Origin of the sequence: Microbacterium sp. 22215 (genome assembly GCF_052045655.1) — a bacterium.
In the GTDB taxonomy this organism is placed as follows: domain Bacteria; phylum Actinomycetota; class Actinomycetes; order Actinomycetales; family Microbacteriaceae; genus Microbacterium; species Microbacterium phyllosphaerae.
Genome location: NZ_JBQEPC010000013.1, coordinates 36856 through 60747, shown reverse-complemented (window position 1 = coordinate 60747; position 23892 = coordinate 36856). Strand labels below are relative to the sequence as shown.

Here is a 23892-nt window from a genome sequence, read left to right as displayed (position 1 = left end):
CGCACCGATACACTGGCGCGATGAGCACCGCGGCTCGGCCTGAACGAGCATCCGTCCGCCTGTCCGCCCGCACGGTCGCCCTGTACGCGATCGGCTCGCTGGGCACAGGTGGCTACGCGACCCTCCCCGGGCTCGTCCTCACGTACTTCCTCACCGACAACCTCGGTGTCGCCGCCCTCGCGGCCGGCCTGATCGTGACCGCGGCGAAGATCTGGGACGTCATCATCGACCCCCTGATCGGCGCCGCCTCCGACCGCCAATACGCGAAGACGGGCTCCCGTCGAGGATTCATGGTCGTGGGCGCCCTCACTCTCCCGGTGTTCTTCGCCCTCACCTTCGCAGTGGCCCCGTCGTGGGGTCCGGTCGCCGGCGGGATCAGCGTGTTCCTCGCGTTCCTCGCCACCGCGACGTCATTCAGCCTGTTCCAGGTTCCCTACGTCGCGCTGCCCGCCGAGCTCACCTCGGGCTACGACGAACGCACCCGACTGCTCGGGTGGCGCGTCGTCGTGCTGACCGCGGCGATCCTGCTCTTCGGCGCCGGCGGCCCAGAACTGCGCAGCGCCGGGTCGGACCAGGTCTCGGGATACCTGCTGATGGGGATCGTCGCCGGTCTCGCGATCGGCGTCGGCATGCTCGTCGCCTCACGCACCGCGGATGCCGCAGCGCACCGCCCCGACGCCGGCGAGCGCCCCATGGCCACCCCGCCGGCCGGTTTCCGCGAGCAGTACGCGGCCGGCGTGCGCACCCTGCGGCGCAGCCAGCCCTTCCGCGCGCTGCTGGGCACGTTCCTGCTGCAAGCGCTCGCCACCGGCACCATGCTCGCCGCCGCGCAGTACGTGGCCACGTGGGTGCTGCGCAGCGAGGACGCCGTCACTCTGGTGTTTCTGGCGCTCGTCGGCCCCGCACTGATCGCCGCCCCCGCGTGGACGGCCCTGGCGCGGAGGATCGGCAAGGAGCGGGCCTTCGCCATCGCGAGCATCCTGTTCACGGTCGCCGCCGCGATGCTCGTGCTCGCCGCCTGGATGCCCGGCACCTGGATGTACAGCACGATCGGGTTCGCCGGCATCGCGTACGCGGGCCTGCAGTCGCTGCCCATGGCGATGCTGCCCGATGTGATCTCGCACGACGAGCGCACCAGCGGCAGAGGCCAGGCGGGCACGTTCACGGGGGTGTGGACGGCGGGCGAGACCGTCGGGTTCGCCCTCGGCGCCACCGCGGTGTCGCTCACTCTCGCGGCGACCGGGTATGTGTCCACCGTCGCAGGAGCCACCGCGCAGCAGCCGGACGCGGCCATCACGGGGATCGTGCTGAGCTTCAGCATCCTCCCCGCCCTCCTGATGGTGGCGAGCCTCCTGACGCTTCGCCGCTACCGGCTGCGCCGCGCCGACATCGACGCGTGAGCGAGTACCCGGCCTAAGCTGGGATCCCGTCCGAAGGAGACGCCGATGACTTCTGCGACCACCCCCGCCGCCGAGACCGCGACACCCGATCTGTCGGAGGGGGAGCGCGAACGCCTCGACGCCGCGATCGCCGAGCTCCACGTCGGGAGCCGCACCTGGTCGGCGCTGACTCTCGCGCAGCGCGTCACCCTGCTGCACGGGGTGCGCACGAGCGTCGCGGCGGCAGCCGAGGACTGGGCGAACACCGCCGCCGCATCGAAGGGCCTCGACGGGCGGCATCCGCTGCGCGGCGAGGAGTGGCTCAGCGGACCGTACAGCGTTCTCGGAGCCATCGACGCCTACATCGAGACCCTCTCGCGGCTCGCGAACGGCACCAATCCGCTCGACGGCGTCAGGATCGACCGGGCGCCCGGCGGACGTACACGCGTGCATGCCTTCCCGTTGACCGGCATCGACCGGTTCCTGCTCTCGGGCTACACGGGTGAGGTCTGGCTCGAGCCGGGCATCACGCCGAACGCCGCACGGGCGGGGGCCGGCCTGGCTCAGCGCACGCCGTCGGAGGCCGGGGGCGTGGGCCTCGTGCTCGGCGCGGGTAACATCACCTCGATCCCGGTGCTCGACGTGCTCTACGAACTCCTCGCCCACAATCGCACGGCTCTCCTCAAGGTCAACCCGACACAGGATGCCCTCGTACCGGTGTACAAGCGCGCCTTCGCTCCGCTCATCGCCCTCGGACTGCTCCGGATCGTGCGCGGCGGGCCCGCCGTAGGCGCATATCTGACCGGCCACCCCGACCTCGCGCACGTGCACATCACGGGTTCGGCTGCGACGTTCGACGCGATCGTCTGGGGCACGGGGGCAGCCGCCACCCGTCGTCGCCGCGAGAACCGCCCGACACTGAAGAAGCCCATCACCGCCGAGCTCGGCGGGGTGTCGCCGATCATCATCGTGCCCGGCGCCTGGACGGCCGCCGACCTGACCTACCAGGCCGAGCATGTCGCGACCATGCGTCTGCAGAACAGCGGCCACAACTGCATCGCCGGCCAGGTCGTCATCCTGTCGTCCGACTGGGCGCAGGCCGACGACTTCCGTGCAGCTCTGCGCCGCGCGTACGCGAACGCCCCCGAGCGACCGATCTGGTACCCCGGCTCACCGTCGCGGATGGACCTCGCGACCGACGCCTACCCCGACGCTCTCGTGCTCGGCGATCGACTGCTGGTCGAGATCGAGGAGGGCGACGATGCGGCCGCGCTGCAGCACACCGAGTACTTCGCGCCCGTGCTGGGCGTCGTCTCGCTCACCGGCACCGGACAGGAGTTCCTCGACTCGGCGGTTGCCTACGCGAACGAGCAGCTGCAGGGCACGCTCGGGGCCAACCTGCTGATCGACCCCTCGACCGAGAAGACGCTCGGTGCCGGATTCGACCGGGCCGTCGCGGCCCTGCGCTACGGCTCGATCGCGATCAACGGGTGGACCGCCTTCGGCTTCATCACCCCGACACTGACCTGGGGAGCGTTCCCGGGCAGCACGATCGACGACGTCGGCAGCGGCATCGGAGTCGTGCACAACGCCCTCCTGCTCGACGGTGTCGAACGTTCCGTGATCCGCGGACCGTTCCGGCCGTTCCCCCGTTCGATGCCGATCGCCAACGGAGGCGGGCGCCTCACGATCCTCCCGAAACCGCCGTGGTTCGTGTCCGCACGCACCGGGGCCGAGGTGAGCGAGGGCCTCACCCGATTCCGCGCGAACGGCGGGACCGTCGGGCTGCTGAAGACGCTCACGAAGGCACTGCGCGCCTGACACGCGCCCGCCGATCGCTCCCGCTCACCGCGCCCGGTCGCCTCCGGCAGCGTCGGTTCAGTGCGCGAAGCGGTCGGTCGCGGCGCGCAGCGCGCGCTGGATGCCGGGCTCGGCGGCTGAGTGACCGGCGTCGTCGACCACGACGAACTCCGCCTCCGGCCAGGCCGTGTGCAGATCCCATGCGGTCATCATCGGCGTGCACACGTCGTGGCGGCCCTGCACGATCACGGTCGGGATGTGCCGGATGGCGTCGACCCCGGCGATCAGCTGCCCCTCCGACCACCATCCGCGGTTCACGAAGAAGTGGTTCTCGATGCGGGCGAACGCTGTCGCGGTGCGCGGGTCCGACATCGCCTCGATCTGGGCCGCGTCCGGGCGCAGGGTGACGGTCGACGCCTCCCACCGCGACCACGCGACCGCCGCCGGCTCATGCACGGCGGGATCCGGATCGAACAGGCGCCGGTGGTAGGCCTCGATCATGTGCGAGCGCTCGAGCACCGGGATCGGAGCGAGGAACTCCTCCCACAGGTCCGGGAAGAGCGCCGCGGCACCGCCCTCGTAGAACCACTCCAGCTCTTCGCGACGCAGCGTGAAGATGCCGCGCAGGACGAGCTCGCTGACGGCATCCGGATGCGCCTGCGCATAGGCGAGCGCGAGCGCACTCCCCCATGACCCGCCGAACACCTGCCACCTCTCGATGCCGAGGTTGCGTCGGAGCAGCTCGATGTCGGCGATCAGGTGCGCGGTGGTGACGAAGCGGAGGTCGGTGTCGGGCGCGCTCGCGTGCGGGGTGCTGCGTCCGCAGCCGCGCTGGTCGAGCAGCACGATGCGATACACCTCGGGGTCGAAGAACCGGCGCTGCCAGGCGGACGTGCCGCTTCCGGGGCCGCCGTGCAGGAACACGACGGGCTTGCCCTCGGGGTTGCCGCTGACCTCCCAGTACATCCGGTGCCCGTCGCCCACGAGCAGCTCGCCGCTCTCGTGCGGCTCGATCGGCGGATACAGCGCATCCAGGCTCATCGTCATCGACCCCCGGGTCAAAGCAGTCCAACAGAGACCACGCTAGCGTGATCAGATGAGTTTCACGCCCCTGCGCTCCAAGTCGCGCAACCTGTACACCTGGTTCGCCACGCGCCCCGACCTGTTCGAGCCCGAGCGTTCGCCGCGCAAGACCATGGGCTGGGGAATCGTCGCCGGGATCATGGTGGTGCTGGCGCTGCTCGTCTACCTCAACCCGAGTGGGACGGTCGAGCTGCTGGGCGGGCGCATCAGGGGCGGTCTCGCCATCGCCGCCGCGTTCGCGCTGCCGCCGGTGATCTTCGTCGCCAGCATCGTCATGATCTTCGTCGGCGCTCGACGGTGGCGGGTGAAGGGCGGCGGGGTGCTGCTGAACCCCGTGATCCACAGCTACAGCCCCGGCTTCCCGATCGAGCAGGTGCTCGCAGCGCTTCGCCAGGGCAGCGCCGACAGCGCAGGCGTGATCTCCGCGCTCCGAGCGGTGCAGAAGGATGCCGGCGACCAGCGTCTGCTCACGATCTGGTCATCGGCTGCGGATCGCGCGATGTACGTCGGCCTGATCCGCGTCGACGGCGACGACAAGCTCTGGATCGACACCGAGCCCTTCGCGATCGCGCCCGATCGCTACTTCGACGCGAAGAAGCACGACCTGGCCGCATCGCTCGGCAAGACGAGCATCGACGGCGTCTGAGGTGAGCGACCTCTAGAGCTCGTCTCCGGACACGGTGAGAGGCTGCCCGCACACCTGGAGGCCGTTCTGGTATCCGTCCGCGAACCACGCCTTGCGCTGCACGCTGGTGCCGTGCGTGAAGCTCTCGGGGTTGACCGTGCCCGACGACTGCTGCTGGATGTTGTCGTCGCCGACCGTGTTCGCCGCGTTCAGAGCATCCTCGAGCTCCGTCTCGGTCGGTGCGAGGAGGTAGGGCACGCCGTTCTTGTCCTTCTCCCTGGTCATCTGCCCGATCCACGCTCCGGCGTAGCAGTCGGCCTGCAGCTCGATGCGCACACCGTTGCTGTCTGGGCCGGTGCCGTTGTTGGGGTAATCCGTCATGACGCCGGTGATGTTCTGGATGTGGTGGCCCCACTCGTGCCCCACGATGTAGAGCTGGGCGAGGTCTCCCGCGGATGCTCCGAACTGCTGCTGCATGAGGTCGAAGAACGTGGGGTCGATGTAGACGGTCTCGTCCGGCGGGCAGTAGAAGGGACCCACGGCGTTCGAGGCGGTGCCGCACGCGGTCGAGGTCGCACCGTCGACGATCACGAGCTGAGGCGCGCGGTACGGGTCGACCTCGTCCTCCCAGAAGCCGTCGAGGGCCAGCTGCGAGGCCGCCACCCGGCAGTCGACGTTCTCGTTGGCGTCCTCGCCAGTCAGGCAGTTCTCGATCACGCTGCCGCCCTGCGGCTCCGACCCGCCGCCGGTCGTGCCGCCTCCGCCGAGCAACCCGGTCAGGTCGATGCCGAGCAGCGGACCGGCGATGAGCGCGATGATTGCGAGCAGGCCGACTCCGCCGGCTCCGGCGACGACGGCGCCGCGGCCTCGACGGCGGGCGGTGTTGCCCGAGACATCGGCATCTGGGTTGAAGGTCATGCCACGAGGGTACTCTGCGACACGGCCCGCTCACGGTCGTAGGCTCGTGTCATGACGACCACGATCACGCTGACCGGTGCAGGCGGACAGATCGGATACGCGCTGCTCTTCCGCATCGCCGCCGGAGACCTGCTCGGCCCCGACGAGAAGGTGCGGCTGCGACTGCTCGAGATCCCGCAGGGTCTGGGCGCCGCCGAGGGCGCCGCGCTCGAGCTGCAGGACGGCGCCTTCGGGCTGCTCGAGCACGTCGAGGTGACCGACGACCCCGCCGTGGGCTTCGACGGCTGCGACCTCGCGCTGCTCGTCGGCGCGCGCCCGCGCGGACCCGGCATGGAACGAGGCGACCTGCTGGCGGCCAATGCCGGGATCTTCGGACCGCAGGGTGCGGCGATCGCCGCCCACGCGTCATCAGACGTGCGCGTGACCGTGGTGGGGAACCCGGCGAACACGAACGCGCTCATCGCCGCCGCATCCGCCGACGGCGTCCCCGCCGAACGGTTCACCGCGCTCACCCGCCTCGACGAGAACCGCGCCAGGGCGCAGCTCGCACAGGCGCTGGCGGTGCCGGTCGACACGGTGCGACGCGTGTCGATCTGGGGCAACCACTCGGCCACGCAGTTCCCCGACGTGACGTACGCGACGGTCGGCGGGCGACCGGTGAACGACGCCCTCGAGGCCATCGTGGGCGACGTGCCCACGTGGCTCGACGAGACGTTCATTCCCCGGGTCGCCAAGCGCGGTGCCGAGATCATCCAGGTGCGCGGCTCCTCGTCCGTCGCATCCGCCGCCAACGCGACGATCGAGCACGTGCGCGACTGGGTGCGCGGCACCGACGACTGGACGTCGGCAGCCGTCGTGTCGCACGGCGAGTACGGCGTGCCGGAGGGCCTGATCTCGTCGTTCCCGGTGCGCTCGGTCGACGGAGAGTGGCGGATCGTCGAGGGACTCGAGATCAGCGACCGGGCACGGGCGCGCATCGATGCCTCGGTCGCCGAGCTCGTCGAGGAGCGCGACGCGGTTCGAGCCCTCGGGATGCTCTGAAAGGTCACCACGCACGGGCCGGGCAGGGCAGAATGGATGCCGGAGGTGCGCGATGAGCGAGACGATCGATCCGATGAAGGCGACGGCATCCGTCGAGGATGCCCTGACGAGCCCGCTGCACCTGCCGCACGCCGCTGCGGAGTGCCCGAAGTGCTTCACCGAGCTGCAGCAGAACCGTGACTTCTGGCTCGCCCGCCCCGACGGGTCACGCCTGGTCGGACTCGTGGTGGCACGCGAGGGAATGCCGTCGGTGGTCGAGCAGCGTGACGACCTGACCCGGTTCGGCGTGCCGATCGAAGGCTTCCGTCATCCCGCGCCCGACATCCTCGAGAGCTGGAGCGATCGACTCACGCGGCTCATCGCCACGCTGAAGCCCGGCGACGTGCTCGTCGTCGCGAACATCAACGCCCTCGGCCGGGATGCCGAAGAGGGTGCTCGCACCGCGAAAGACCTCCGCAGCCACGGCATCATCGTCAAGGTGCTGAACCACAACGCCCGTCACCTGGCAGACGCGACCCGCTGACCGCTGCGGGCGGTTCGGGGCCGATCAGCTCGAGGCGAGCCCGAGACCGAGCAGCTCGAGCGATTCGACGCCACGGTCCATCCGCTCGACGCGCTCGGCGGACCACGTCTCACCCTCCGGCATGCGCTCCGCCTCGCGCCAGGCGCGATAGCCGAGCTCGTCGGGGCTGTCGACACCGTAGGCATCCCGCAGCGCGACGACGCAGCGCTCCGCCAGCTGCGCGTACTCGGAGGTGAGGGCGGGGAGGCCCAGCGACGACGACCAGTTCGGCTGCGCGACGGTCGGCGCGGTCCAGCCGGCGGCGCTCAGCACCGACTCGTCGGCATCCGCCACGACGTCCGTCGCCGGAGCCTCGGCGTCGAGCCGATCGGCCTGTCCGGCGAACTGCACGTAGCGCGCAGGATCGGCTTCGGAGGCGACGATCAGGAAGACCCGGTCGGACACGTGGCGGAAGGTCGACGCGAGTCGCGTCCCGAAGTCATCCCAGTCCGACATCAGCGATCACCGAGCTTCCGCTCGACATCAGCGCCCTGCGGCGTCTCGAAGCGCACGTTCAGTCCGCGCGGCAGGAAGTTGAACGCGACGCGCGACCCCCCGGCGGCGTCCCAGCGCGCCGTGGTCCATTTGTCGGTTCTCCGCAGATCGGGCTTGCCCCAGCGGGCCTCACCCTCGCGCACCATGAGGGCGAAGTTGTCGCCGAGGAATGCCGTCGACTCGGGCGTGACGTCGCGGATCGTGTCGGTGGTGTCGAAGGAGAGCTCTCGCATCTGATCCTTGACGGCGATCGTCATCACGTCCGGCACGGTCAGCCCCGTCACGGTGTTCATCAGATACCGCGTGCCGTTCTCGACCTCGATGCTCCAGCCGAGGCGTTCGACGGCCAGCTGCTGCGCCTCGTCTTCGGTCAGCGGCCACGGAGCGGCTGTCCAGAAGTCGACGATGTCGCAGACCTCGGTGGGAGTCATTGCTTTCCAGCTCATAGAAGAACCCTATCGATCACGTCTGCTGACGACGGTCATTCCGCTGCGCCTGCGGCGGCGTCAGTGAGGATCTCGGTCTGCTCCTCGCCGAGGCCTGAGATCTCGGATGCCGAGACGACACCCTCGTAGACGCCGGCGTCCGACTTGGTCAGCCCCAGGGACTCGGCGTCGATCGCATCGTGTCCGAGGAAGACGATGTGCGCACGATCCCCCGACTCGCCTCGCTCGAGCCCGACGAGCTGCACACGGCGATTCTGCCAGCGTCCGACGACGCGCACGGCGTAGACGCGGTCGACCCGGTCGCGCGACGTCGCGGCCCACCAGACCCCGCGCGGGGACTGCTGCATACCCTCGCGCTGCTCGGGCGAGCACAGGATGATCGTGCCATCGGGCAGCACATCGGCCAGCAGGCGTTCACCGTCAGCCTCTGCCCAGATCCCCACCAGCTCGGGTGAACGGAGCGGGACGGTCGGGAGTCCGAAGTCCGGACGGACCGACACCCAGCCGACGGCGACGTGGGCATAGCCCGCGAGGATCTCCTCGCGGCCGTCGGCGTGCGCACGCCACAGGCTCGTCCCTGCGGGCAGCGCGCTCGGCGCGAGCCACCAGTACGGCACCATGGCGGACGCGCTCTCGACGAATCCTGTGCCGCTGAGCGGCGGGTGGTCGCGGAACGGCGGGATGACGTCGCCGGTACCGGGCGACTCGAGCGCGAGGTACGACGCGGCCGGTATCCGGAGCGTGTCGATGTACGGGGCGTCGGCGGTGAACGGCGAGCCGGGGAAGCCCAGACCGAGCTCTGCGAACAGCGCGGACGGCGTCTTCGCCGACGCCACGTCGTCGCGACGCACGACGTATCCTGCGACCCACCCGAGCCCCTGGCTCAACCACGCGCGACCTCGCGAGGGCGTCACGGCCAGGATGAGTTCGGTCATGGTCTTCCTCCGGGGGCGGTCAGCCACGGTGCGGGCACCGGGGTGCGAGTCTCGGTGATGCGCAGATCCCGATCGTCCGCCGGGATGAGCTTCACCCAGGCGTCGCGCTCAAAGCTATCAAACCCGTTCTCGGGCGCCCTCGGATCCTTGGTGACCGCCATGACTCGACCCTGGTTGCTCGGAGAGAGTTCGACCGCGATCCTGCGGTAGACGCCGGCGTGCGAGATCCGGAAGCATTCGAGCTTCTCCGTCGGATCGATCTTCCGTTCGAAACGCTCGGGCGCATGCTTCGTGAAGGCGACCTTCTCGAATCCGGCCGTCGCCCTGTCTGTCTGCAGCACCCACCCGGAGCCTTTCCGCTCGAGCCGGTAGTCGGCACCCTTCCACCGGGCGTGCAGCCCCCGCTTCTCCAGCGCGCCGGTCACGAGCCCGAGCCGGGGGCGAAGAATCCGCGACCGGGGATGTAGATGCCGACCAGACGCGGACCGTCGGGTCCGACAGCCCACAGACGCGCCCCCTCGGACAGATCCATCCGCGCGGACGCCTCGTACTCCGGCCGCCAGACGTCGTCGCGGTTCAGCAGGAACCCGGACCCGGCGAACGGCTGGTCGTACTCGGCGGTGCCCCCGAACTCCGGAGAGAACGGCACACCCAGGAGGTCGACGTCCTGCGTCTGGAACTCGATGAAGCCGTAGGAGTCGGCACCGGGCACCGTGTACGGGTTGGTCTGGCCACTGTTGGGCGTGTAGTCCAGACGGGCGTCGGCGACGACCTGATCGAGTCCGCCCCACGGGTTCAGGTCACTCGCTCGGGCCACGAATCCGCCGACCTGCGGCCCGTACTCACCGTACTGGTAGCGGCTGACATCGTCGAACGGGATCACCTTGACCAGGTGCGTGTCCGGCGTCGGAGCGTCAATGAGGCTGCGAAGCTCGAGCAGCTGAGCGCGCTGGTCCTGCGAGAGCTGCGACGCCGGCGTGTGCCGCAGGTCGTGGAGGTCCTGGTTGGACAGCCCGTGCTCGTCCGCGAAGTCTCGGATGATCTGGTCGGAGCTGCGGTCCGGCCCACCGCCGTGTCCGCCGCCGTTCGCGGGATCGACGGGGTCTCCGCCGTCGGCGCCGTCGAGGTCGCCGTCGGTCGCACCGCTGGCGTTCTCACCGCCGCTCGGCGTCGCCTCGGTGGCGGGGCCTTCAGCCGCACCGGATGCGGCGCCGTCCGTCGTGGTGTGCGCGGATCCGGCATCCTGCGTGGTGTGCGGTGCGTGCGTCGTGTCTGCAGCCGCCGCAGGGCGGACGTCGGCGTCGACAGCCGGTGCCGCCGTTCCCGCTGCGTGAGTGCTCGGAGACGTGCCGCTCGCTGCGCTGCCGTGCGGCAGCGTGGCGGAGGCGTCGGAACCGGGCACGCGGACCTGACTGCGATCGATCTGGAACTCGGTCACACGGATGCTGCCGTCAGGGCGTGCCTGAACCAGCTCGTAGCGCACGTCCAGCGTGCCGTTGCGGATCGCCTCCACCACCCGAGGATCAGCGTCCGGGCTGTTCACATACGCGTCGAGGTTGTCCTGCAGACGCGTGTCACGGCCGGCGATGTCGTTGAGGTACGACGTCGTTCCCTGCTCGGCGCGCACGCCGTCGACCGTACGGTAGCCGAGCGACGAACCGCCGCCCTTCGCTTCGTAGACGTGCAGGGTCGGCGAGGGATCGCCCGTGACCGTGACGTGGTCGAACTGGCCCGCGCCCGCACCGCCCGGGGCGATGATGGTCGTCTCTCCTCGAGCTGCCGACACGGAACCGGCCGCCTGGTCGCCGAGGGACTCCGACGATCCGCGCAGGTCAGCGAGCGCCGTCCGCGCCTCGCTCACCGATCGCTGCAGATCTGCAGCCTGACGAGGCGTGATGTCTCCGCTGGTCCGCAGATCGGCGATCGTGTTGAAGGCGTCTTCCGAGCGTCCTCGCAGGACGTGCGGGTCGATGCCTGCGGCATGGGCGAGCTCGTCGAGCCGCGTGGCTGCGGCGCTCGCGTCGGCCTGCAGATCGTTGCGCTGATCGACCCGGGCATCGTGCGCGGTCTGCGCGTCGCCGTCGAGGGTGACCTCCGTGGTCTCGCCGCGCACGGCACGGTCGACGGGCATGTCATCGACGTCGGGCCGGTTGTTGTCGGGCACGAACTGGTGCGTGTCCTCGTCGTGCAGACGACCGGTGCGATCGCGATACGTGTCGGCGGGGTCGCCCTCGAGGGTGCGGCGGCCATCCTCGCGTTCGAGGTAGTCGCGTCCGTGCGCGTCCTGCGCCGGACCGCCGTCGCCCCACTGCGTCGGCTGGTCGCCGGTCGACGAACCGGCGTCGGCCGGGCTGTGGACGGGGGCGTCGTCGGCATCCGCACCGTCGGCCGTCGGGTCCGCGCCGTCGGTGTCGCCGCCGTCGCCGGTGCTGTCGGCAGTGCCGTCAGCGGTGGGATCGACGCCGAGGTCTCCGTCCGCATCGACGGGGGGCGCGGTGTCGAGGTCGAGGTCGACGTCGGTCGGCGCGGTGGAGTCGCCGTGCGACGACGGGCCGCCCTCGGGCGAGGCGGAGTCGCCCGCCGTGCCCGCACCGGTGCCCGTCGAGCCTCCGGCGCCCGAACCGGCAGGAGCGGAATCACCCGAGCCAGCGGGAGCGGAGTCACCCGAGCCAGCGGGAGCAGAGTCGCCCGAACCCGCGGGAGCGGAATCACCCGATCCGGCGGGAGCGGAGTCGCCCGAACCCGCGGGAGCAGAGTCGCCCGAGCCAGCGGGAGCGGAGTCGCCCGAACCCGCGGGAGCGGAATCACCCGATCCGGCGGGAGCGGAGTCGCCCGAACCTCCGAGCGACGACGAGTTGCCGCCGTTGCCCACCGGCGCTGCGGGGGCGTCGGTCGTGGTCGAGCCACTGCCGTCGGAGCCCGAGGTCGAGCTCGACGAGTCGCCGCCCGTCGAGGTGCTCTCCGGAGCAGGACTGTTGTCGGGAGCAGGACTGTTGTCGGGAGCCGGGCTGTTGTCGGGAGCCGGACTGTTGTCGGGAGCAGGGCTGTTGTCGCCGCCACCGGTCGTTCCGCTGTCGCCGCCGGACGTGCCGCCGTTGCTCTCGGGCGTGACGTGGATGTCGGTCGCCGCCGGCGCGTCACCGTGGTTCGACGACGCAGCTCCGCCGTCGCCACCGCTTCCGCTGACGTCGCCGCCCTGGCCGCTGGGACCGTCGTAGTCGGAGCGGGGCGGAGCACCGCCGTCGCCACCCGAGGCGTTCGCAGCATCGCCGGTCCCCGAGGGGCCGTCATAGTCGTTGACGTGCACGCCACCGCCGCCGTTGCCGCCCGACGCTGCGCCGGGGTTGCGACGGCCGGGGAGCCGCGCGGAGCCGGCGACGCCGAGTCCGGTGCCCATGGCGATGGCCGCACCGGTGATGTCTTCGCCGCGTACGGCGAGGTCGACCACCGTGCCGCCTGCCCCACCGGCTCCGTTGGCCAGCGCCTGCACGACGAAACGCTCGCCGGCCCTGCCGAACGGAGCGGTGAGCGCAGCGGTGACCGAGCTGCCGGCGAAGCCGGAGAGGAAGGCCGCACCGTAGTTCGCCTCGCCGCCCTGCACGGTCTCAGCGATGACGGACGAGCCGGTGCCGGAGACCACTTCGATGCCGACACGCGTGAGCTTCGGGAACTTCGTCGCGGCACGGGCGAGCCCGGGGACGATCGCGCGGAGCCGCATCGCGAGTCGCGTGGCGGTGGCCACGCATCGGGCGACGAGCGCACCGATGCGTCCGCCCACCGCGATGACGCGAGCCGTGATGGCCGCGGCACCCGCGACGCCTGCGGCGCCGAAGGTCACGAACGACAGCGCGAAGCTGAGGCCTGCGCCGGCGATGACCTCGATCACCAGCTGCGCGAGCATCTGACGGGTCTCTTCGAGCGTGTCGCGGATGGTCTGCGCGTACTCGGCGCAGATGTCGTCGATCTGACCGATGCCCTCGTCAGCGCTGAGGAAGGTGGTCAGGCCATCGGCGAAGTCGTCGACCTTCTGCTGGATCGCCGCGATCTCGCCGCTGTCGATACCCGCCAGCGAGTTGTCCGCGAGACGGATGTCGGTGCGCAGACTCTGGATGTCGCTGAGGATGCCCGACCAGGCCCGCCCCGCTGCTTCGAGCTGCTCGGGGTCGCCGTCGGGGAACAGCGTGCCGATGAAGTTGAGGATCTGATCCCACACCCACACGGCCGCACTGTCGAGGCCCTGCACCATGGTGTCGGGTCGACCGCCGAACGCGGAGGGCGGAGGAGCGACGCTGGACTCGGCGATCTCCGGGCGGAGCACGAATGCGGCCGACGCGTCGTAGACGATGCGCTCGGCGTTCGCGTTGGCCTGCGCGTGGGTTCCGCCGGACGCCATGAGCGCTCTGTCGAGGCCGCGGGTCGCGACGGCGATGTCGTAGAGCGTCTGCAAGGCAGCCGCCGCCATCTGGTCGTAGGACTCTGCGAAGGACTCGCCTCCGGGGTCGGTTCCGGCGATGCCGCCGAAGCCGCTGAGCGAACCGCGCGCCTCGATCGCGTAGTTGAGCGCCTGCTGGGAGATGCCGTCGAATGCGTCTGCTGCCGCGGAGTACTTCGCGGGGTCGATTCTCACCATCGGATCACACCGCCACAGGTCCGCCGCCGCCACCGGCGCCACCGCCGCCGCCGCCCCACATGCTGCCGACCGACGACTGCGCCGTCTCGTACTGCGTGGCGGCTTCACCGGCCCAGGCGGCGAGGTACTCGGCGAAGGAGGTGAGCAGGGAGGCGCCGACCTGCCAGGTCTGCACGCAGTTCACGAACTCGGTGTTCGCGATGCCGCTCCACTGCGCGCTCACCGCGCCGGTCGCCCCGGCCGCGTGCGTCTGCAGTTCGGTGCAGTAGCCGTGCAGCTGCTTCAGTGCGGACTCGAGTCCGCGGATGTCAGCCGTCTCGTACGTGTGCAGGCCGCTCATGCGCTGTCTCCCCTGGTGACGCTGGCGTCGATGGTCACATCGGCAGGCATGGCCTGCACGTTCTCGGTGGTGAAGGATGCCGTCGCGGCAGACGCCTGAGGGGCGCCGCCGCTGCCTCCGCCGCCACTGCCGGGCATGCGGATGTTGACGTTCGACGACCGCGAGGCGGCAGTCAACTGGGCCTCGTTGCCGTCGTAGGTGCTCTGCCCGCTCTGCAGGCGCACCGCGATGCTCATCAGCGCCTCGCGGGTCACCCCCGCGCTGTTGAGGAACTCCGTCCACTCCGCGAGGAACGCGTCAGCTGCGCTCCCCGTCCAGGTCGACCCGACGACCGCGTTCACCGCGGCCGTGACCTGTGCGAGCTGCGCGTCGAACTGCGCGACCGCTCCGGTCATGGACGACGCCGAGAACCCCAGCGCCGGTGTGGACACATGGAACTGCACCACGAGGCACCCCCCTCACATCAGCAGACCCGGCGCACCGGGCCGATGGACTTACGAACGGAAGCTGTTGCCGATGTTGTTCTCGGACTCCTCGTAGGCGAGTGCGGCCTTCGAGAGCTGGTCGCTGATGCCGTTCAGCGACTCCTTGAGCTGGATGCCCGCCGCGTCCCACTGCTCGTAGAGCTCGTTGAACGTCTGCGAAGCGGATCCGCCCCAGTCGCCGGCGATGAGGCCCTGAACGAGCGACTTGAGGTTTCCGAGCTGCGACTCGATCGACGTCGCACCCGATGCGAGCTGGTTCGCGACGCCTGCGAGCGACTCGGAAGTTACCTTGATCTCAGCCATGTCATACCCCCTGCTTGTGCGGCGATGCCGCGGAATTGGTCCGGGTACATTCGTAACACACGAGGGTGTCCTGAGCCGATGGGGAGAACTCCCCATGGGCCTCCCGCAGGGTCAGGCGACGAGCAGGACGGCGTCTCCGAGCAGCAGTCGATCGCCGGGGACCAGCGCAGTGGGCGTGCCGGCCACGAGCCCGTACTGGACGCCCTCGCGCTCGAGGAGTGTGCCGTTCGCCGAGCCGGGGTCGGTCGCGATCACGGCGCCGGATGCGGGTGCCAGCACCAGGTGCACGCGCGACATGGCGCGGGCCGGGTCGTCGAGACGGATGGGGACGCCCTGGTACGCCGCCGCTCCGCGCTCGGGAGAGCGTCCGAAGACGAGGATCTGATCGAGGCCGAGGCGCTGACCGTCGGGCAGCGTCACGGTCGAGGCGAGCGCCGGAGCAGGAGCCTCCACCTGCGGCGCCTCCACCTGCTGCGCGACCGCGGGCTGCGCGTCCGCGGGCCGCGCCGGTGCCGCCTGAGGCTCAGCGACGGGCGTGGGTGCGGGAGCCGACTGCGGAGCCGGAGCCGACGGCGGAGCGTCGGCTGCCAGCGGCGCGGGCAGTGGCACGGGAGCGAGCGGCTCGCTGGGCCGCTGCGCGACGGGTGCGGCGGAGGACGAGGGCTTCCCGCCCCCGGGGAACGGAGGAACCGCGTTGCCGGCCATGCCGATGAGCTGTCCGCACGACGGGCAGAACATGCTGTCCGGTCGCACGGCCTCGCCGCAGAACCGGCACTGAGTGCTCATCGACTTTCTCTCTCCCCCGTTGTGGTCTTGTGGCAGCCGCGATCGCCGCCACAGCGCCCGCGTCAGTCTATCCCGCCTGCCGGACCCGGGATCCTCAGGCGGTCAGGTCGGGAACCTGCACCGGCATGTACGACCCGTCACTGAAGAACACACCGCTGCCCGGTGCCGCACGACCGACATGCGTGCGAGCGAGCTGCACGCCGAACACCTGGGTGCCCACGATCGTCGACGGCGGCGAGAGCAGGATGCCGGCGCGGCCCTTCTTGGCCTCGGTCAACGCGATCGTGAGCGACGAACCGGCCGACTCGGCGCCGACTCCGACGATGAAGCGCGCGTGCGAGCGCGCAGCGCCCAGCGCGCGGTCGAGCGACGTGTCCCTGATCGACTCGCTGTCGTCGACCACGACCGTGAGGGGCTGGTCGGCGGGCGCGAGGGCCTCGGTGATCTCCTCATCCGGGGTGCGCGGCGACAGCACCGTCACGCCGTGGCTTTTCGCCACCTCGGCGAGGATCGACCCGTCACGTGCGACGACGATCATCGGGGTCTTGTGCCAGCCGAGCTGATGCGCGATCGCGGCGAGCGTGTGCGTCTTGCCGCTGCGCCGATCACCGGCGACGACGAAGCCGCCGATGCCGGGCCAGTCGATGGTCACTCGCGAGAGCTGATCGCCGCCGACCGCGACGACGGGTGTCTCGGACGCGGTGCCTCCCATGACCGGCAGCGAGTGCACCACGCTGAGGCCGATGCGCGAGGGCAGCGGGTCGACACGCATGGGCTGCGGCAGCTCGGCGAGCTGCGGGAACTGCCCGAAGTGTCCCCTGACGTACTCGACGATGCCGCGGGCTGCGGCCGTCTGCCCTTCACCGCTCGGGTCGGCCGAGAGCACGGCGAACTGGGCCTCGGTGCCCTCCGAGCCGAAGAGCGCACGCCCCGCGGGCATGTTCGGCGCGATGTCGCGGATCATGATGCCGGCGCCGCGGTAGTCGTTGATGTCGCGCATCCGCAGCGCGTACTGGGTGTCGATGAACGTCGAGACCTTGTCCGCCGAGATCGAGCGATCGGCGGTGAGGATCAGACGCAGGCCGACGGCCGGTCCCTCGCGCAGCAGGCGCATGACCTGGTCTCGCACGAGCACCATGTCATCGGCGCTCATCGAGGCACCGAGGCGCTCCCAGCCGTCGATGACGACGATGTTGTAGGGCAGCGCGTCACGAGCATCCGCCTGCCTCCGCTGCTCTCCGATGCTGCCGACGCCCGCACGGGCGAGCAGCGCCTGTCGACGCGAGAGGTCCATGCCGAGGCGATCGAGCAGTCGTGGCAGACGACCGGCGTCCTGCGGCGTGATCACCGCACCCGTGTGCGGGGCGTCGGCGAACGGCAGCAGCGCTCCGGTGCCGTAGTCGACCGCGTAGATGTGCAGGTCTGCGGGGGTGAACCGCTGCACGGCCTGCGCGAGGAGCGTGCGCACCGCGGTCGTGCGCCCGGATCGGCTGCCGCCGAAGAAGAGCAGGTGCGAGCCGGTGAGCGGGTTCCAGACGAGCGGACGCTGGTTCTGCTTCGAGGGCACGTCGACGAGGCCGAGCACGAGCCCGCCGTCGGGGGCCGACGACTCGTCGAAGCGATCGAGCGGAAGCAGATCCGGCAGCGGCAGCAGCCACGGCGACGGGCTGCGTTCGATGCCGAGGGCGGCAGCCGCCTGACCGGCGAGCTGCACGAGACCGCGCAGGTCGGTGTCGTCCTGGTCCGGGCGGTGCGACTGCGTCTCTGCGGCGGGGAACCGGGGCGGCAGGCCCACGGTCTGCCAGTCGAAGCGCGCGGCCGGCGGCAGCACGCGCGTCGTGCGCTGATGCCCGATGCGGAGCCCCGCCACGCGCGCGGTCTGGAACGGTGCGGGCGCGGCGTCGAGGCCCGCGCGCACGTAGCCGCGGCCGGGGGTGGCCGCCGAGATCAGTGCGGCGTCGGGGACTCCGATGATGTCGGTCGAATCGGCGCGGTCGGTCACACGCAGCGCAATGCGCAGGTTGATGTTCGACTGCATCTCGGGCGTGATGACGCCCGAGGGACGCTGCGTGGCGAGCACGAGGTTGACCCCGAGCGAACGCCCGACACGGGCGATGCGCACGAGACCGTTGATGAAGTCGGGCAGCTCGGTCTTCAGCTCGGCGAACTCGTCGACCACGATCATCAGACGGGCGAGGCCGAGGCGTGCTGCGGCCTCGGCATCCTTCTCCCACGCGGCGTCGACGTCTTTCGCGCCGATCTCGTCGCGAAGCACCCGCTCGCGTCGCTTGAGCTCGGCGTCGAGCGAGGCGAGGGCACGCTCGGTCTCGCGGGCATCGAGGTTCGTCACCATGCCGACCGTGTGCGGCAGACGGGCGCAGTCGGCGAAGGCGGATCCGCCCTTGTAGTCGATGAGCACGAAGTTCAGGGCATCCGGCCGGTTGGCCAGAGCGAGCGAGATCACCAGCGCCTGCAGGAACTCCGACTTTCCCGAACCCGTGGTTCCGGCGACGAGCGCGTGCGGACCGTCGGTCGCGATGTCGATCGCATACTCGCCCTCGGCGCCGGCGCCGATGACGACGTACGACTGCCGCGGAACGACCTGCCACTGATCGATGATCGGCTGCGGATCGGTCAGATCGATACCGAGCAGCTCGGTGTAGCGCACACTGCTGGGCACCGTCGCATCGTCGCCGACACCGCGCACGTGCTCGATCGAGCACAGCGCGCGGGAGATCTCCTCGGCGTAGCCGACGCTCACCTGGTCGAGCAGCACGGGCGAGTGGTAGGCGTCGCCGGACTCCACACGACCCAGCAACGGGTCGCCCGGGTCGGCCACGACGACCGTCGTCGCCTCTTCGGGCAGACGGGAGCGGTCGGAGTCGATCGCGATCACGTGGATGCCGTACGCGGCGCCCTGCTCGAGGATCGTCACCATGCCCGGCAGCATCCGGTATCGACGCGCACCGTCGACGACGAGGACGATCTGCGACTCGGAGTCGAGCCGGCGGTCCTTGCCGATCCGCATGCGGATGTCGAGCAGGGATCCGATCTCGCGGATGCGCTCGCGGCGGGTGAGGTCGGTGTTGCCGATGAGGGCGACGGGGCCGATGCCCGGCTGCGCATGCGGGAGCCACTGCACCCACGACCAGGCGTGCTCCTGGTCGCGATCGCAGAGCACGGCCACCTGGAGGTCGCGCGGCGAGCGCAGCGAGACGAGCGCGGTGAGCATGGCGCGCACGACGCCGGTCGCCACATCCGACGGACCTGCGACGCCGACGGGACCGGAGGCGAGGTCGACGGCCACGGGCGAGGGTGAGACGCCGACCCGCCTGTCGTCTCGTCGTTCCTTCTGGGGCCCGCCTTCGAAGCGCACCTCCAGCGGCACGTCGGCGACGCCGACACGCGCGCGCAGCGCATCCTCTTCGCCCCGGCGCCGCTCCCACAGACGCGAGAGCGGACGCGTGACCACATCGCGGATGTACACGGGGTCGAGGTGGTGGTACCAGCTCGTCAGCCGCTGCTGACGCACATGCACCGCGATGCGCTTGCGCGCCGAGTCGATCTCCTCGATCCAGTCGGCCTCGCTGCGCTCGCCCTTGCGGCGGGCGAGCTTCTTGTTCGCGAAGAACGAGCCGATCACCATGACGGGCGATGCGGCGGCCATCAGCAGCATGATCGGCCGCTGGAAGACGAAGGCCAGAGTGATGCCGAGCACCACGGGCACGATCGCCGAGAGCCAGGGCAGCGGAGACGCATCCTGCTCCTCCGGCTTGTCGCCGGGGAGAGTGATCACGGGCGGGATCTGCGACGGGCGGATGCGCGACGGTCGGTTGAACGCGCGGGCGCCGACCTCGTCGATCGTGATGTCGGCGTCGGATGCCGGTGCCGCACCGATGCGGATCACACTGCTGCCGAGCTGGATCAGGTCGGCGGGGACGATGTCGGCGGACCGGGCGTCGGTCGTGCCGTTGACGACGAGCTCCGCCTCGGGTGCGGTCAGCTCGACGTGCGCGGTCAGGGGCAGCAGCGACCCGTCGTCGGCGATGCCGCCCGAGACGGTGATCGTCGCGTGCTCCTCGCTGAGGTGGGGGTCTGCGACGCGCACAGAGGCGGTCGACCCGCGACCGATGGTCGTCGCGACGCCGGGGGTCATCGGCACGGACTCGCCGGCGAACGGGCCCGCGACGAACTCGAGACGCAGTGCGCCGGGCTCGAGCACCACGGGATGACGGGAGGGCACGACGACACCGCTGCGGATGCCGGAGACGGTGAAGGCCGACGCCGGGTCGGTGCCGGGCGCGAGCTCGTCGGCGGGGACGTCGAGCGACTCGCCGATCTCGGAGATCGTGGTGGCCTCATCGACCTTGACGATCCACGATTCGGGTTGGGGTGCGCCGGGGCGGTCGGCGACGGTCAGCCGAAGGCTCATGATGCGGGTATCCCTTCCAGAAGCCGGGCCAGGCCGGCGAGCGGAACTGCGTCGTCGGCCTGCTGCTCGTCGACGGGGGCCGAGACGAGAGACAGCGGCGCTTCACTCTCCCACGAGGGAGCGACGAGCTCGGTGACATCCGCGTCGGCGTCATCGGTGATGCTGCCCCAGGTGAGACGGCCGTCATCGTCGACGGCGCGGAAGAACAGCTGTGCCGGACCTTTGCCGGTGCGTTCGACGGCACCGTCTTCGGTGCACCGCAGACCGATGGACTGGGGTGAGCTGCAGACGACCGTGGCATCGCCGCCCCAGATCAGATCGACGATGTCGAGCTTCTCGGCATCCCCGGTGACGTGCAGCGCACCGAGGGTCGGCGCGGGAGCGCCGACGAACGTCACGGTCAGCTCGACCGAGACGGCCTGCCCCGCATCGTCGGTGATCGTGAGCGGAACGATCGCGTCACCGGCCTTCTCCCCTCGGAGCGCGAGATGCGTCTCGCTGACCCCGGCGGAGACTCCGGCGGGGAGGGTGTCGATGCGGATGCTCGCTCCCCCGTCGGTCGTGCAGACCGCGCACGTGATGCCGAGGGCCGAGAGAGGCACGAGGGTCTGCTCTCCGACGACGATCGGAAGGTCGAGGCGTCCGAGGGCGACCTCGGGGATCGGCGGGGGCTCGAGGCGCACGCGGTAGGCGACCGAGATGGTCGTGGATCCCGAGACCTGCGGCACGGTGAGCGTCTGCTCGCCGAGCTCGGTGTCGAAGCCGGCCGACACGAGCGTCACGGAGTCGTCGGCGCAGCTGACCTCGATGCCGTCGAGATCTCCGACGCCCGAGCAGTCGATCAGCCACCCCTCGCCGGGGCGGATCTCGGTCACGTCGGAGTACGAGACCTCGACGGCCCCGCCCTGGGGCGGTGCGGCTGCCTCCGTCGCGGTGTCGGCGGCTGCGGCCGTGATCGCGGGCCACACCGTGAGGGCACCCAGCAGTGCGACGAGAGCGAGAGCTCGTCGCCGGCGTCGGTGCGTCGAGGTCATGAGACTCCAGGATCGGCGGCGGGCCATGACTAGGATAGACGCGCCCGACCACGACGGAGAATCTGCACAGATCGATGAGCGACATCCCGCGCACACGCCGGCAGCAGAACGCTGCGTCGGTCGGCGAGCGACCGGCGAACGGCATGATCACGGCCGCGCCCGTGCCCTGGACCTCCGCCCGCACAGCCGCACCCGCAGCGCTCGACGGTCAGCTCGGCTGGGACTCGCCTCGCCCGAGCATGCAGGTCGCTCCCGGCTCCATCCGCACGCTCGAGACCTCCGGCGACGTGCTGCCGGAGCTCGAGGAGGCCCCCGAGAAGCAGCGTCCGCTGTGGCGGCATCCCGCCTTCCTGATCTCCATCGGCACGACCGTGCTCGCCCTCATCGCGTTCGTGGTCTTCGTGATCGTCGGCGGCCTGTCGGGCTCGTCGAAGGCGACCGACCTCACCCTCGAGGTCACCGACAACGTCGTGCGCGCCGACTGGTCGGGCCCTGACGTGCCGTACCAGGTGATCGTCGTCGACGGACCCTCGGGTCCGACGCTCGACGTGTCGCAGCTCGTCACGGGCACCGAGGCGTGGCTGCCGCGGGCGGCGGCGATCGTCGACGACGGCTCGTGCATCGTGGTGCGCCCCGCCGAGGGCAACGAGAAGGCCGAGGTCAAGCTCGACCGCGCCACGCTCGACGCACAGGGCGCCGTCTCGGGGTGTGTCACCGATGCCTCGACGGAGTGACCTGCGGCTGACGGCCGTCATCCTGGGTTCCGCCCTGCTGCTCACCGGATGCTCGTCGGGAGCCGCACAGCCACCCGAGCCCGCCCCCAGCCCGACGCACATCGACCTGGGCGCCTGGGACGAGGAGACCGACGGCAACGGCATCGTGCTGCTGGATGCCGCGACCGCCAGGTCGGCCGTGCTCAGCGCGGTCCGCGAGGCGGGACCCGTGACCATGACCGGCACGTTCACGAACACCGCAGGGCGGGTTCTGACGGTCTCCGTGCACGGCTCGAGCGAGGAGACGGTCGCCGAGTTCACGGTCGACGGGCAGTCGACCTCGGTCGCGATCAGCGACGGGCAGGCGTACGTCCGACCCTCCGAGGCCACGGCGGGCGACGGCCTCACCTCCGACGAGTACTCCTGCGTCGCCGACGACGACCCCGCGGTGACGCGCTGGGGATCGCTGCTGCATCCGCTTCAGGCACTCGCCGAGCACACCTCCGACGCCTCGGCGCTCGGTGCGCCGGCTGACGACGCGGTCGATCTCATCCTGGGCGCCGACGGCACTCTCGGCGCACTGAGCGTGCAGACGCAGGGTCCGGCACTGCCCGCGTCGATCACGCGCGCCGACATCGCCGGCAGCCTGCAGCTGGAGTTCTCGGGGTGGGGCGATCCGGTGGATCTCCCCGATCTCGACTCCGCCGCGGGCTGCTGAAGACCCCGCGGGGGATCAGACGAACTCCGAGCCCTCCGGGGGCGCCCAGCGCGGCAGCCCGTTGCAGGCCGCGGCGACGCGGTGCAGACCGTACTGCGGATGCGAGAAGGCCTCCCACACGCCCGTGGTGTTCTTCGCCTCGGCCGCCTCGATCAGGGCGTCGAGCGTCCGCGGTGAACCGGCCGCCCACTCGACGTAGTCGCTGCTGCCGACCCCCTCCGAACCGAGTTCGGCGATGGCCCGCACGTCCTCGGCCGCGCGGATGATGTCGGTGAAGCTCTGCGGGATGCGCTCATTGCACGACACGACCGCGACGGTCAGCGCCGTCACCGGGTCGACGAGCTGTTCGCATCGGCTGGCACGAAGATCGGCCATCATCTCCCTCTCATCCCTGCCCTGACGGGGCAGGCTTCTCAGGCCCGAGCAGGGCGAGCGTTCTGGTGTAGATCGTGGATCTGTCGGAGGTGACCTCGACGTCGACCGCGCTGCGCACACCGGCGATGCAGATCGCCGCGAGCGCGGCCCTGACGTTCTCGGCCGCGACCATCGTATCGACCGGCACCCGGATGCCGCCGTGGGCGCCGATCACCTCGAAGATCCCGTGCAGATCGCGTGGAGCGGCGTCGCGCAGGGCGCGCACTCCGCGCACTCCGAGCACGAACTCGGACTGCACGCGGCCCGCGGAGCGCTCGATCGCGGCAGCGGGGCCGCGCAGCAGCGGCAAGGCCGCACCACGTTCATCGAAGCCGACCCCGCCGATCACCGCGGTCCAGGGCAGGTCCACATGCCCGGCGAGACGGATCCCCTCCGCGCTCACCACGAGGAAGTCATCGGTCGAGGCACGCCCCGCGCGCAGACGGCGACGCAGCAGCACGAAGCGCACGAGGAGGACGATCGCCGCGATCGTGAGCAGCGCCAGCAGCAGCACGGTCACCGGGCCGCCGATGTGCAGGAAGAGCACCGCGAAGAACGTCACGACGGTCGAGAGCAGCACGACCCCCGCCACACCGATCACGACCGCGTTGACCCGCAGGCGCCGTCGCACCGCTGTGCGATCGAGAGGAGCGACGAACACCCTGCCGCTGCCGAAGAAGTCGCGCCACTCGTCCTCCTGCGCGGAGGTGAGTCCCAGGGCGCTCAGCTCGTGCACGGAGCATCCGCCGTCAT

At 70.6% G+C, this 23892-nt stretch carries 22 protein-coding genes; 7 read left to right on the top strand and 15 right to left on the bottom strand.

Annotation, left to right across the window (positions count from 1 at the left end; translation table 11 throughout):
• Positions 1-20: 20 nt before the first annotated feature.
• Complete coding sequence (locus ACTJKH_RS17140; RefSeq protein ID WP_440737911.1) at positions 21-1400, top strand: MFS transporter; 1380 nt, start codon at positions 21-23, stop codon at positions 1398-1400.
• Positions 1401-1445: 45 nt separating this feature from the next.
• Complete coding sequence (locus tag ACTJKH_RS17135) at positions 1446-3200, top strand: aldehyde dehydrogenase family protein (protein ID WP_440737910.1); 1755 nt, start codon at positions 1446-1448, stop codon at positions 3198-3200.
• Between the two features lie 57 nt (positions 3201-3257).
• Here ACTJKH_RS17135 and pip read toward each other — a convergent pair whose 3' ends face one another.
• Complete coding sequence (pip, locus tag ACTJKH_RS17130) at positions 3258-4226, bottom strand: prolyl aminopeptidase (RefSeq protein WP_440737909.1); 969 nt, start codon at positions 4224-4226, stop codon at positions 3258-3260.
• A 49-nt stretch (positions 4227-4275) separates the two neighbouring features.
• Between pip and ACTJKH_RS17125 the strand changes: the two genes are divergently transcribed.
• Positions 4276-4908 carry a hypothetical protein gene (locus ACTJKH_RS17125; protein ID WP_440737908.1) on the top strand — a complete coding sequence of 211 codons (633 nt, stop codon included), beginning with the start codon at positions 4276-4278 and terminating at the stop codon, positions 4906-4908.
• A gap of 12 nt (positions 4909-4920) precedes the next feature.
• On the opposite strand, the gene ypfJ is transcribed toward ACTJKH_RS17125, so the two are convergent.
• A complete protein-coding gene (gene ypfJ / locus ACTJKH_RS17120) occupies positions 4921-5805 on the bottom strand; it encodes a KPN_02809 family neutral zinc metallopeptidase (RefSeq protein WP_440737907.1) in 885 nt (294 codons plus the stop codon).
• 51 nt (positions 5806-5856) lie between these two features.
• Here ypfJ and ACTJKH_RS17115 point away from each other — a divergent pair, with 51 nt between their 5' ends.
• Entirely contained in the window at positions 5857-6846 is a 990-nt protein-coding gene (locus ACTJKH_RS17115) for a malate dehydrogenase (RefSeq protein WP_440737906.1), read from the top strand.
• Between the two features lie 52 nt (positions 6847-6898).
• Positions 6899-7369: a recombinase family protein gene (locus tag ACTJKH_RS17110; protein WP_259160537.1), complete on the top strand. Its 471-nt coding sequence runs from the start codon at positions 6899-6901 to the stop codon at positions 7367-7369.
• Positions 7370-7393: 24 nt separating this feature from the next.
• Here ACTJKH_RS17110 and ACTJKH_RS17105 read toward each other — a convergent pair whose 3' ends face one another.
• The 11 genes from ACTJKH_RS17105 to ACTJKH_RS17055 all read right to left on the bottom strand — a co-directional run bounded on the left by ACTJKH_RS17105 (position 7394) and on the right by ACTJKH_RS17055 (position 21294).
• The gene (locus tag ACTJKH_RS17105; protein WP_259160538.1) at positions 7394-7864 is read right to left on the bottom strand and encodes a TY-Chap domain-containing protein; all 471 of its coding nucleotides are present in this window, start codon (positions 7862-7864) and stop codon (positions 7394-7396) included.
• The gene (locus ACTJKH_RS17100; protein WP_440737905.1) at positions 7864-8349 is read right to left on the bottom strand and encodes a DUF6301 family protein; all 486 of its coding nucleotides are present in this window, start codon (positions 8347-8349) and stop codon (positions 7864-7866) included. The genes ACTJKH_RS17105 and ACTJKH_RS17100 overlap by 1 nt, the downstream gene beginning before the upstream one ends.
• A 35-nt stretch (positions 8350-8384) precedes the next feature.
• Positions 8385-9284 carry a hypothetical protein gene (locus tag ACTJKH_RS17095; RefSeq protein WP_440737904.1) on the bottom strand — a complete coding sequence of 300 codons (900 nt, stop codon included), beginning with the start codon at positions 9282-9284 and terminating at the stop codon, positions 8385-8387.
• A complete protein-coding gene (locus ACTJKH_RS17090; RefSeq protein ID WP_440737903.1) occupies positions 9281-9709 on the bottom strand; it encodes a hypothetical protein in 429 nt (142 codons plus the stop codon). The genes ACTJKH_RS17095 and ACTJKH_RS17090 overlap by 4 nt, the downstream gene beginning before the upstream one ends.
• Positions 9706-13914: a hypothetical protein gene (locus ACTJKH_RS17085; RefSeq protein ID WP_440737902.1), complete on the bottom strand. Its 4209-nt coding sequence runs from the start codon at positions 13912-13914 to the stop codon at positions 9706-9708. The genes ACTJKH_RS17090 and ACTJKH_RS17085 overlap by 4 nt, the downstream gene beginning before the upstream one ends.
• Positions 13915-13918: 4 nt before the next feature.
• The gene (locus ACTJKH_RS17080) at positions 13919-14254 is read right to left on the bottom strand and encodes a hypothetical protein (protein WP_440737901.1); all 336 of its coding nucleotides are present in this window, start codon (positions 14252-14254) and stop codon (positions 13919-13921) included.
• Positions 14251-14685 carry a WXG100 family type VII secretion target gene (locus ACTJKH_RS17075; RefSeq protein WP_343848362.1) on the bottom strand — a complete coding sequence of 145 codons (435 nt, stop codon included), beginning with the start codon at positions 14683-14685 and terminating at the stop codon, positions 14251-14253. The genes ACTJKH_RS17080 and ACTJKH_RS17075 overlap by 4 nt, the downstream gene beginning before the upstream one ends.
• 63 nt (positions 14686-14748) lie before the next feature.
• On the bottom strand, positions 14749-15042 hold the full coding sequence (locus tag ACTJKH_RS17070; protein ID WP_060928559.1) for a WXG100 family type VII secretion target: 294 nt from the start codon (positions 15040-15042) through the stop codon (positions 14749-14751).
• Positions 15043-15153: 111 nt separating this feature from the next.
• Positions 15154-15828, bottom strand: coding sequence for an FHA domain-containing protein (locus ACTJKH_RS17065; RefSeq protein ID WP_440737900.1), 675 nt, complete (start codon positions 15826-15828; stop codon positions 15154-15156).
• Between the two features lie 94 nt (positions 15829-15922).
• Complete coding sequence (locus ACTJKH_RS17060) at positions 15923-20260, bottom strand: FtsK/SpoIIIE domain-containing protein (protein ID WP_440737899.1); 4338 nt, start codon at positions 20258-20260, stop codon at positions 15923-15925.
• A complete protein-coding gene (locus tag ACTJKH_RS17055) occupies positions 20257-21294 on the bottom strand; it encodes a hypothetical protein (protein ID WP_440737898.1) in 1038 nt (345 codons plus the stop codon). The genes ACTJKH_RS17060 and ACTJKH_RS17055 overlap by 4 nt, the downstream gene beginning before the upstream one ends.
• Before the next feature lie 74 nt (positions 21295-21368).
• Here ACTJKH_RS17055 and ACTJKH_RS17050 point away from each other — a divergent pair, with 74 nt between their 5' ends.
• Together ACTJKH_RS17050 and ACTJKH_RS17045 are read left to right on the top strand one after the other, a co-directional pair.
• Positions 21369-22028, top strand: a complete 660-nt coding sequence (locus ACTJKH_RS17050; RefSeq protein WP_210096916.1) for a hypothetical protein — start codon at positions 21369-21371, stop codon at positions 22026-22028.
• Positions 22012-22725 (top strand): hypothetical protein, encoded by a 714-nt coding sequence (locus ACTJKH_RS17045; RefSeq protein WP_440737897.1) that lies wholly within the window; start codon positions 22012-22014, stop codon positions 22723-22725. The genes ACTJKH_RS17050 and ACTJKH_RS17045 overlap by 17 nt, the downstream gene beginning before the upstream one ends.
• Positions 22726-22740: 15 nt before the next feature.
• On the opposite strand, the gene ACTJKH_RS17040 is transcribed toward ACTJKH_RS17045, so the two are convergent.
• Together ACTJKH_RS17040 and ACTJKH_RS17035 are read right to left on the bottom strand one after the other, a co-directional pair.
• Complete coding sequence (locus ACTJKH_RS17040; RefSeq protein WP_440737896.1) at positions 22741-23103, bottom strand: hypothetical protein; 363 nt, start codon at positions 23101-23103, stop codon at positions 22741-22743.
• A 7-nt stretch (positions 23104-23110) separates the two neighbouring features.
• Entirely contained in the window at positions 23111-23875 is a 765-nt protein-coding gene (locus tag ACTJKH_RS17035) for a hypothetical protein (RefSeq protein WP_440737895.1), read from the bottom strand.
• Positions 23876-23892 lie beyond the last annotated feature (17 nt).

Excerpts from the sequence above, each read along its gene's own strand:
- ACTJKH_RS17140 (WP_440737911.1), top strand. The coding sequence starts at position 21 with ATGAGCACCGCGGCTCGGCCTGAACGAGCATCCGTCCGCCTGTCCGCC.
- ACTJKH_RS17135 (WP_440737910.1), top strand. The coding sequence starts at position 1,446 with ATGACTTCTGCGACCACCCCCGCCGCCGAGACCGCGACACCCGATCTG.
- pip (WP_440737909.1), bottom strand. The coding sequence starts at position 4,226 with ATGACGATGAGCCTGGATGCGCTGTATCCGCCGATCGAGCCGCACGAG.
- ACTJKH_RS17125 (WP_440737908.1), top strand. The coding sequence starts at position 4,276 with ATGAGTTTCACGCCCCTGCGCTCCAAGTCGCGCAACCTGTACACCTGG.
- ypfJ (WP_440737907.1), bottom strand. The coding sequence starts at position 5,805 with ATGACCTTCAACCCAGATGCCGATGTCTCGGGCAACACCGCCCGCCGT.
- ACTJKH_RS17115 (WP_440737906.1), top strand. The coding sequence starts at position 5,857 with ATGACGACCACGATCACGCTGACCGGTGCAGGCGGACAGATCGGATAC.
- ACTJKH_RS17110 (WP_259160537.1), top strand. The coding sequence starts at position 6,899 with ATGAGCGAGACGATCGATCCGATGAAGGCGACGGCATCCGTCGAGGAT.
- ACTJKH_RS17105 (WP_259160538.1), bottom strand. The coding sequence starts at position 7,864 with ATGTCGGACTGGGATGACTTCGGGACGCGACTCGCGTCGACCTTCCGC.
- ACTJKH_RS17100 (WP_440737905.1), bottom strand. The coding sequence starts at position 8,349 with ATGAGCTGGAAAGCAATGACTCCCACCGAGGTCTGCGACATCGTCGAC.
- ACTJKH_RS17095 (WP_440737904.1), bottom strand. The coding sequence starts at position 9,284 with ATGACCGAACTCATCCTGGCCGTGACGCCCTCGCGAGGTCGCGCGTGG.
- ACTJKH_RS17085 (WP_440737902.1), bottom strand. The coding sequence starts at position 13,914 with ATGGTGAGAATCGACCCCGCGAAGTACTCCGCGGCAGCAGACGCATTC.
- ACTJKH_RS17080 (WP_440737901.1), bottom strand. The coding sequence starts at position 14,254 with ATGAGCGGCCTGCACACGTACGAGACGGCTGACATCCGCGGACTCGAG.
- ACTJKH_RS17070 (WP_060928559.1), bottom strand. The coding sequence starts at position 15,042 with ATGGCTGAGATCAAGGTAACTTCCGAGTCGCTCGCAGGCGTCGCGAAC.
- ACTJKH_RS17065 (WP_440737900.1), bottom strand. The coding sequence starts at position 15,828 with ATGAGCACTCAGTGCCGGTTCTGCGGCGAGGCCGTGCGACCGGACAGC.
- ACTJKH_RS17060 (WP_440737899.1), bottom strand. The coding sequence starts at position 20,260 with ATGAGCCTTCGGCTGACCGTCGCCGACCGCCCCGGCGCACCCCAACCC.
- ACTJKH_RS17055 (WP_440737898.1), bottom strand. The coding sequence starts at position 21,294 with ATGACCTCGACGCACCGACGCCGGCGACGAGCTCTCGCTCTCGTCGCA.
- ACTJKH_RS17050 (WP_210096916.1), top strand. The coding sequence starts at position 21,369 with ATGAGCGACATCCCGCGCACACGCCGGCAGCAGAACGCTGCGTCGGTC.
- ACTJKH_RS17045 (WP_440737897.1), top strand. The coding sequence starts at position 22,012 with ATGCCTCGACGGAGTGACCTGCGGCTGACGGCCGTCATCCTGGGTTCC.
- ACTJKH_RS17040 (WP_440737896.1), bottom strand. The coding sequence starts at position 23,103 with ATGATGGCCGATCTTCGTGCCAGCCGATGCGAACAGCTCGTCGACCCG.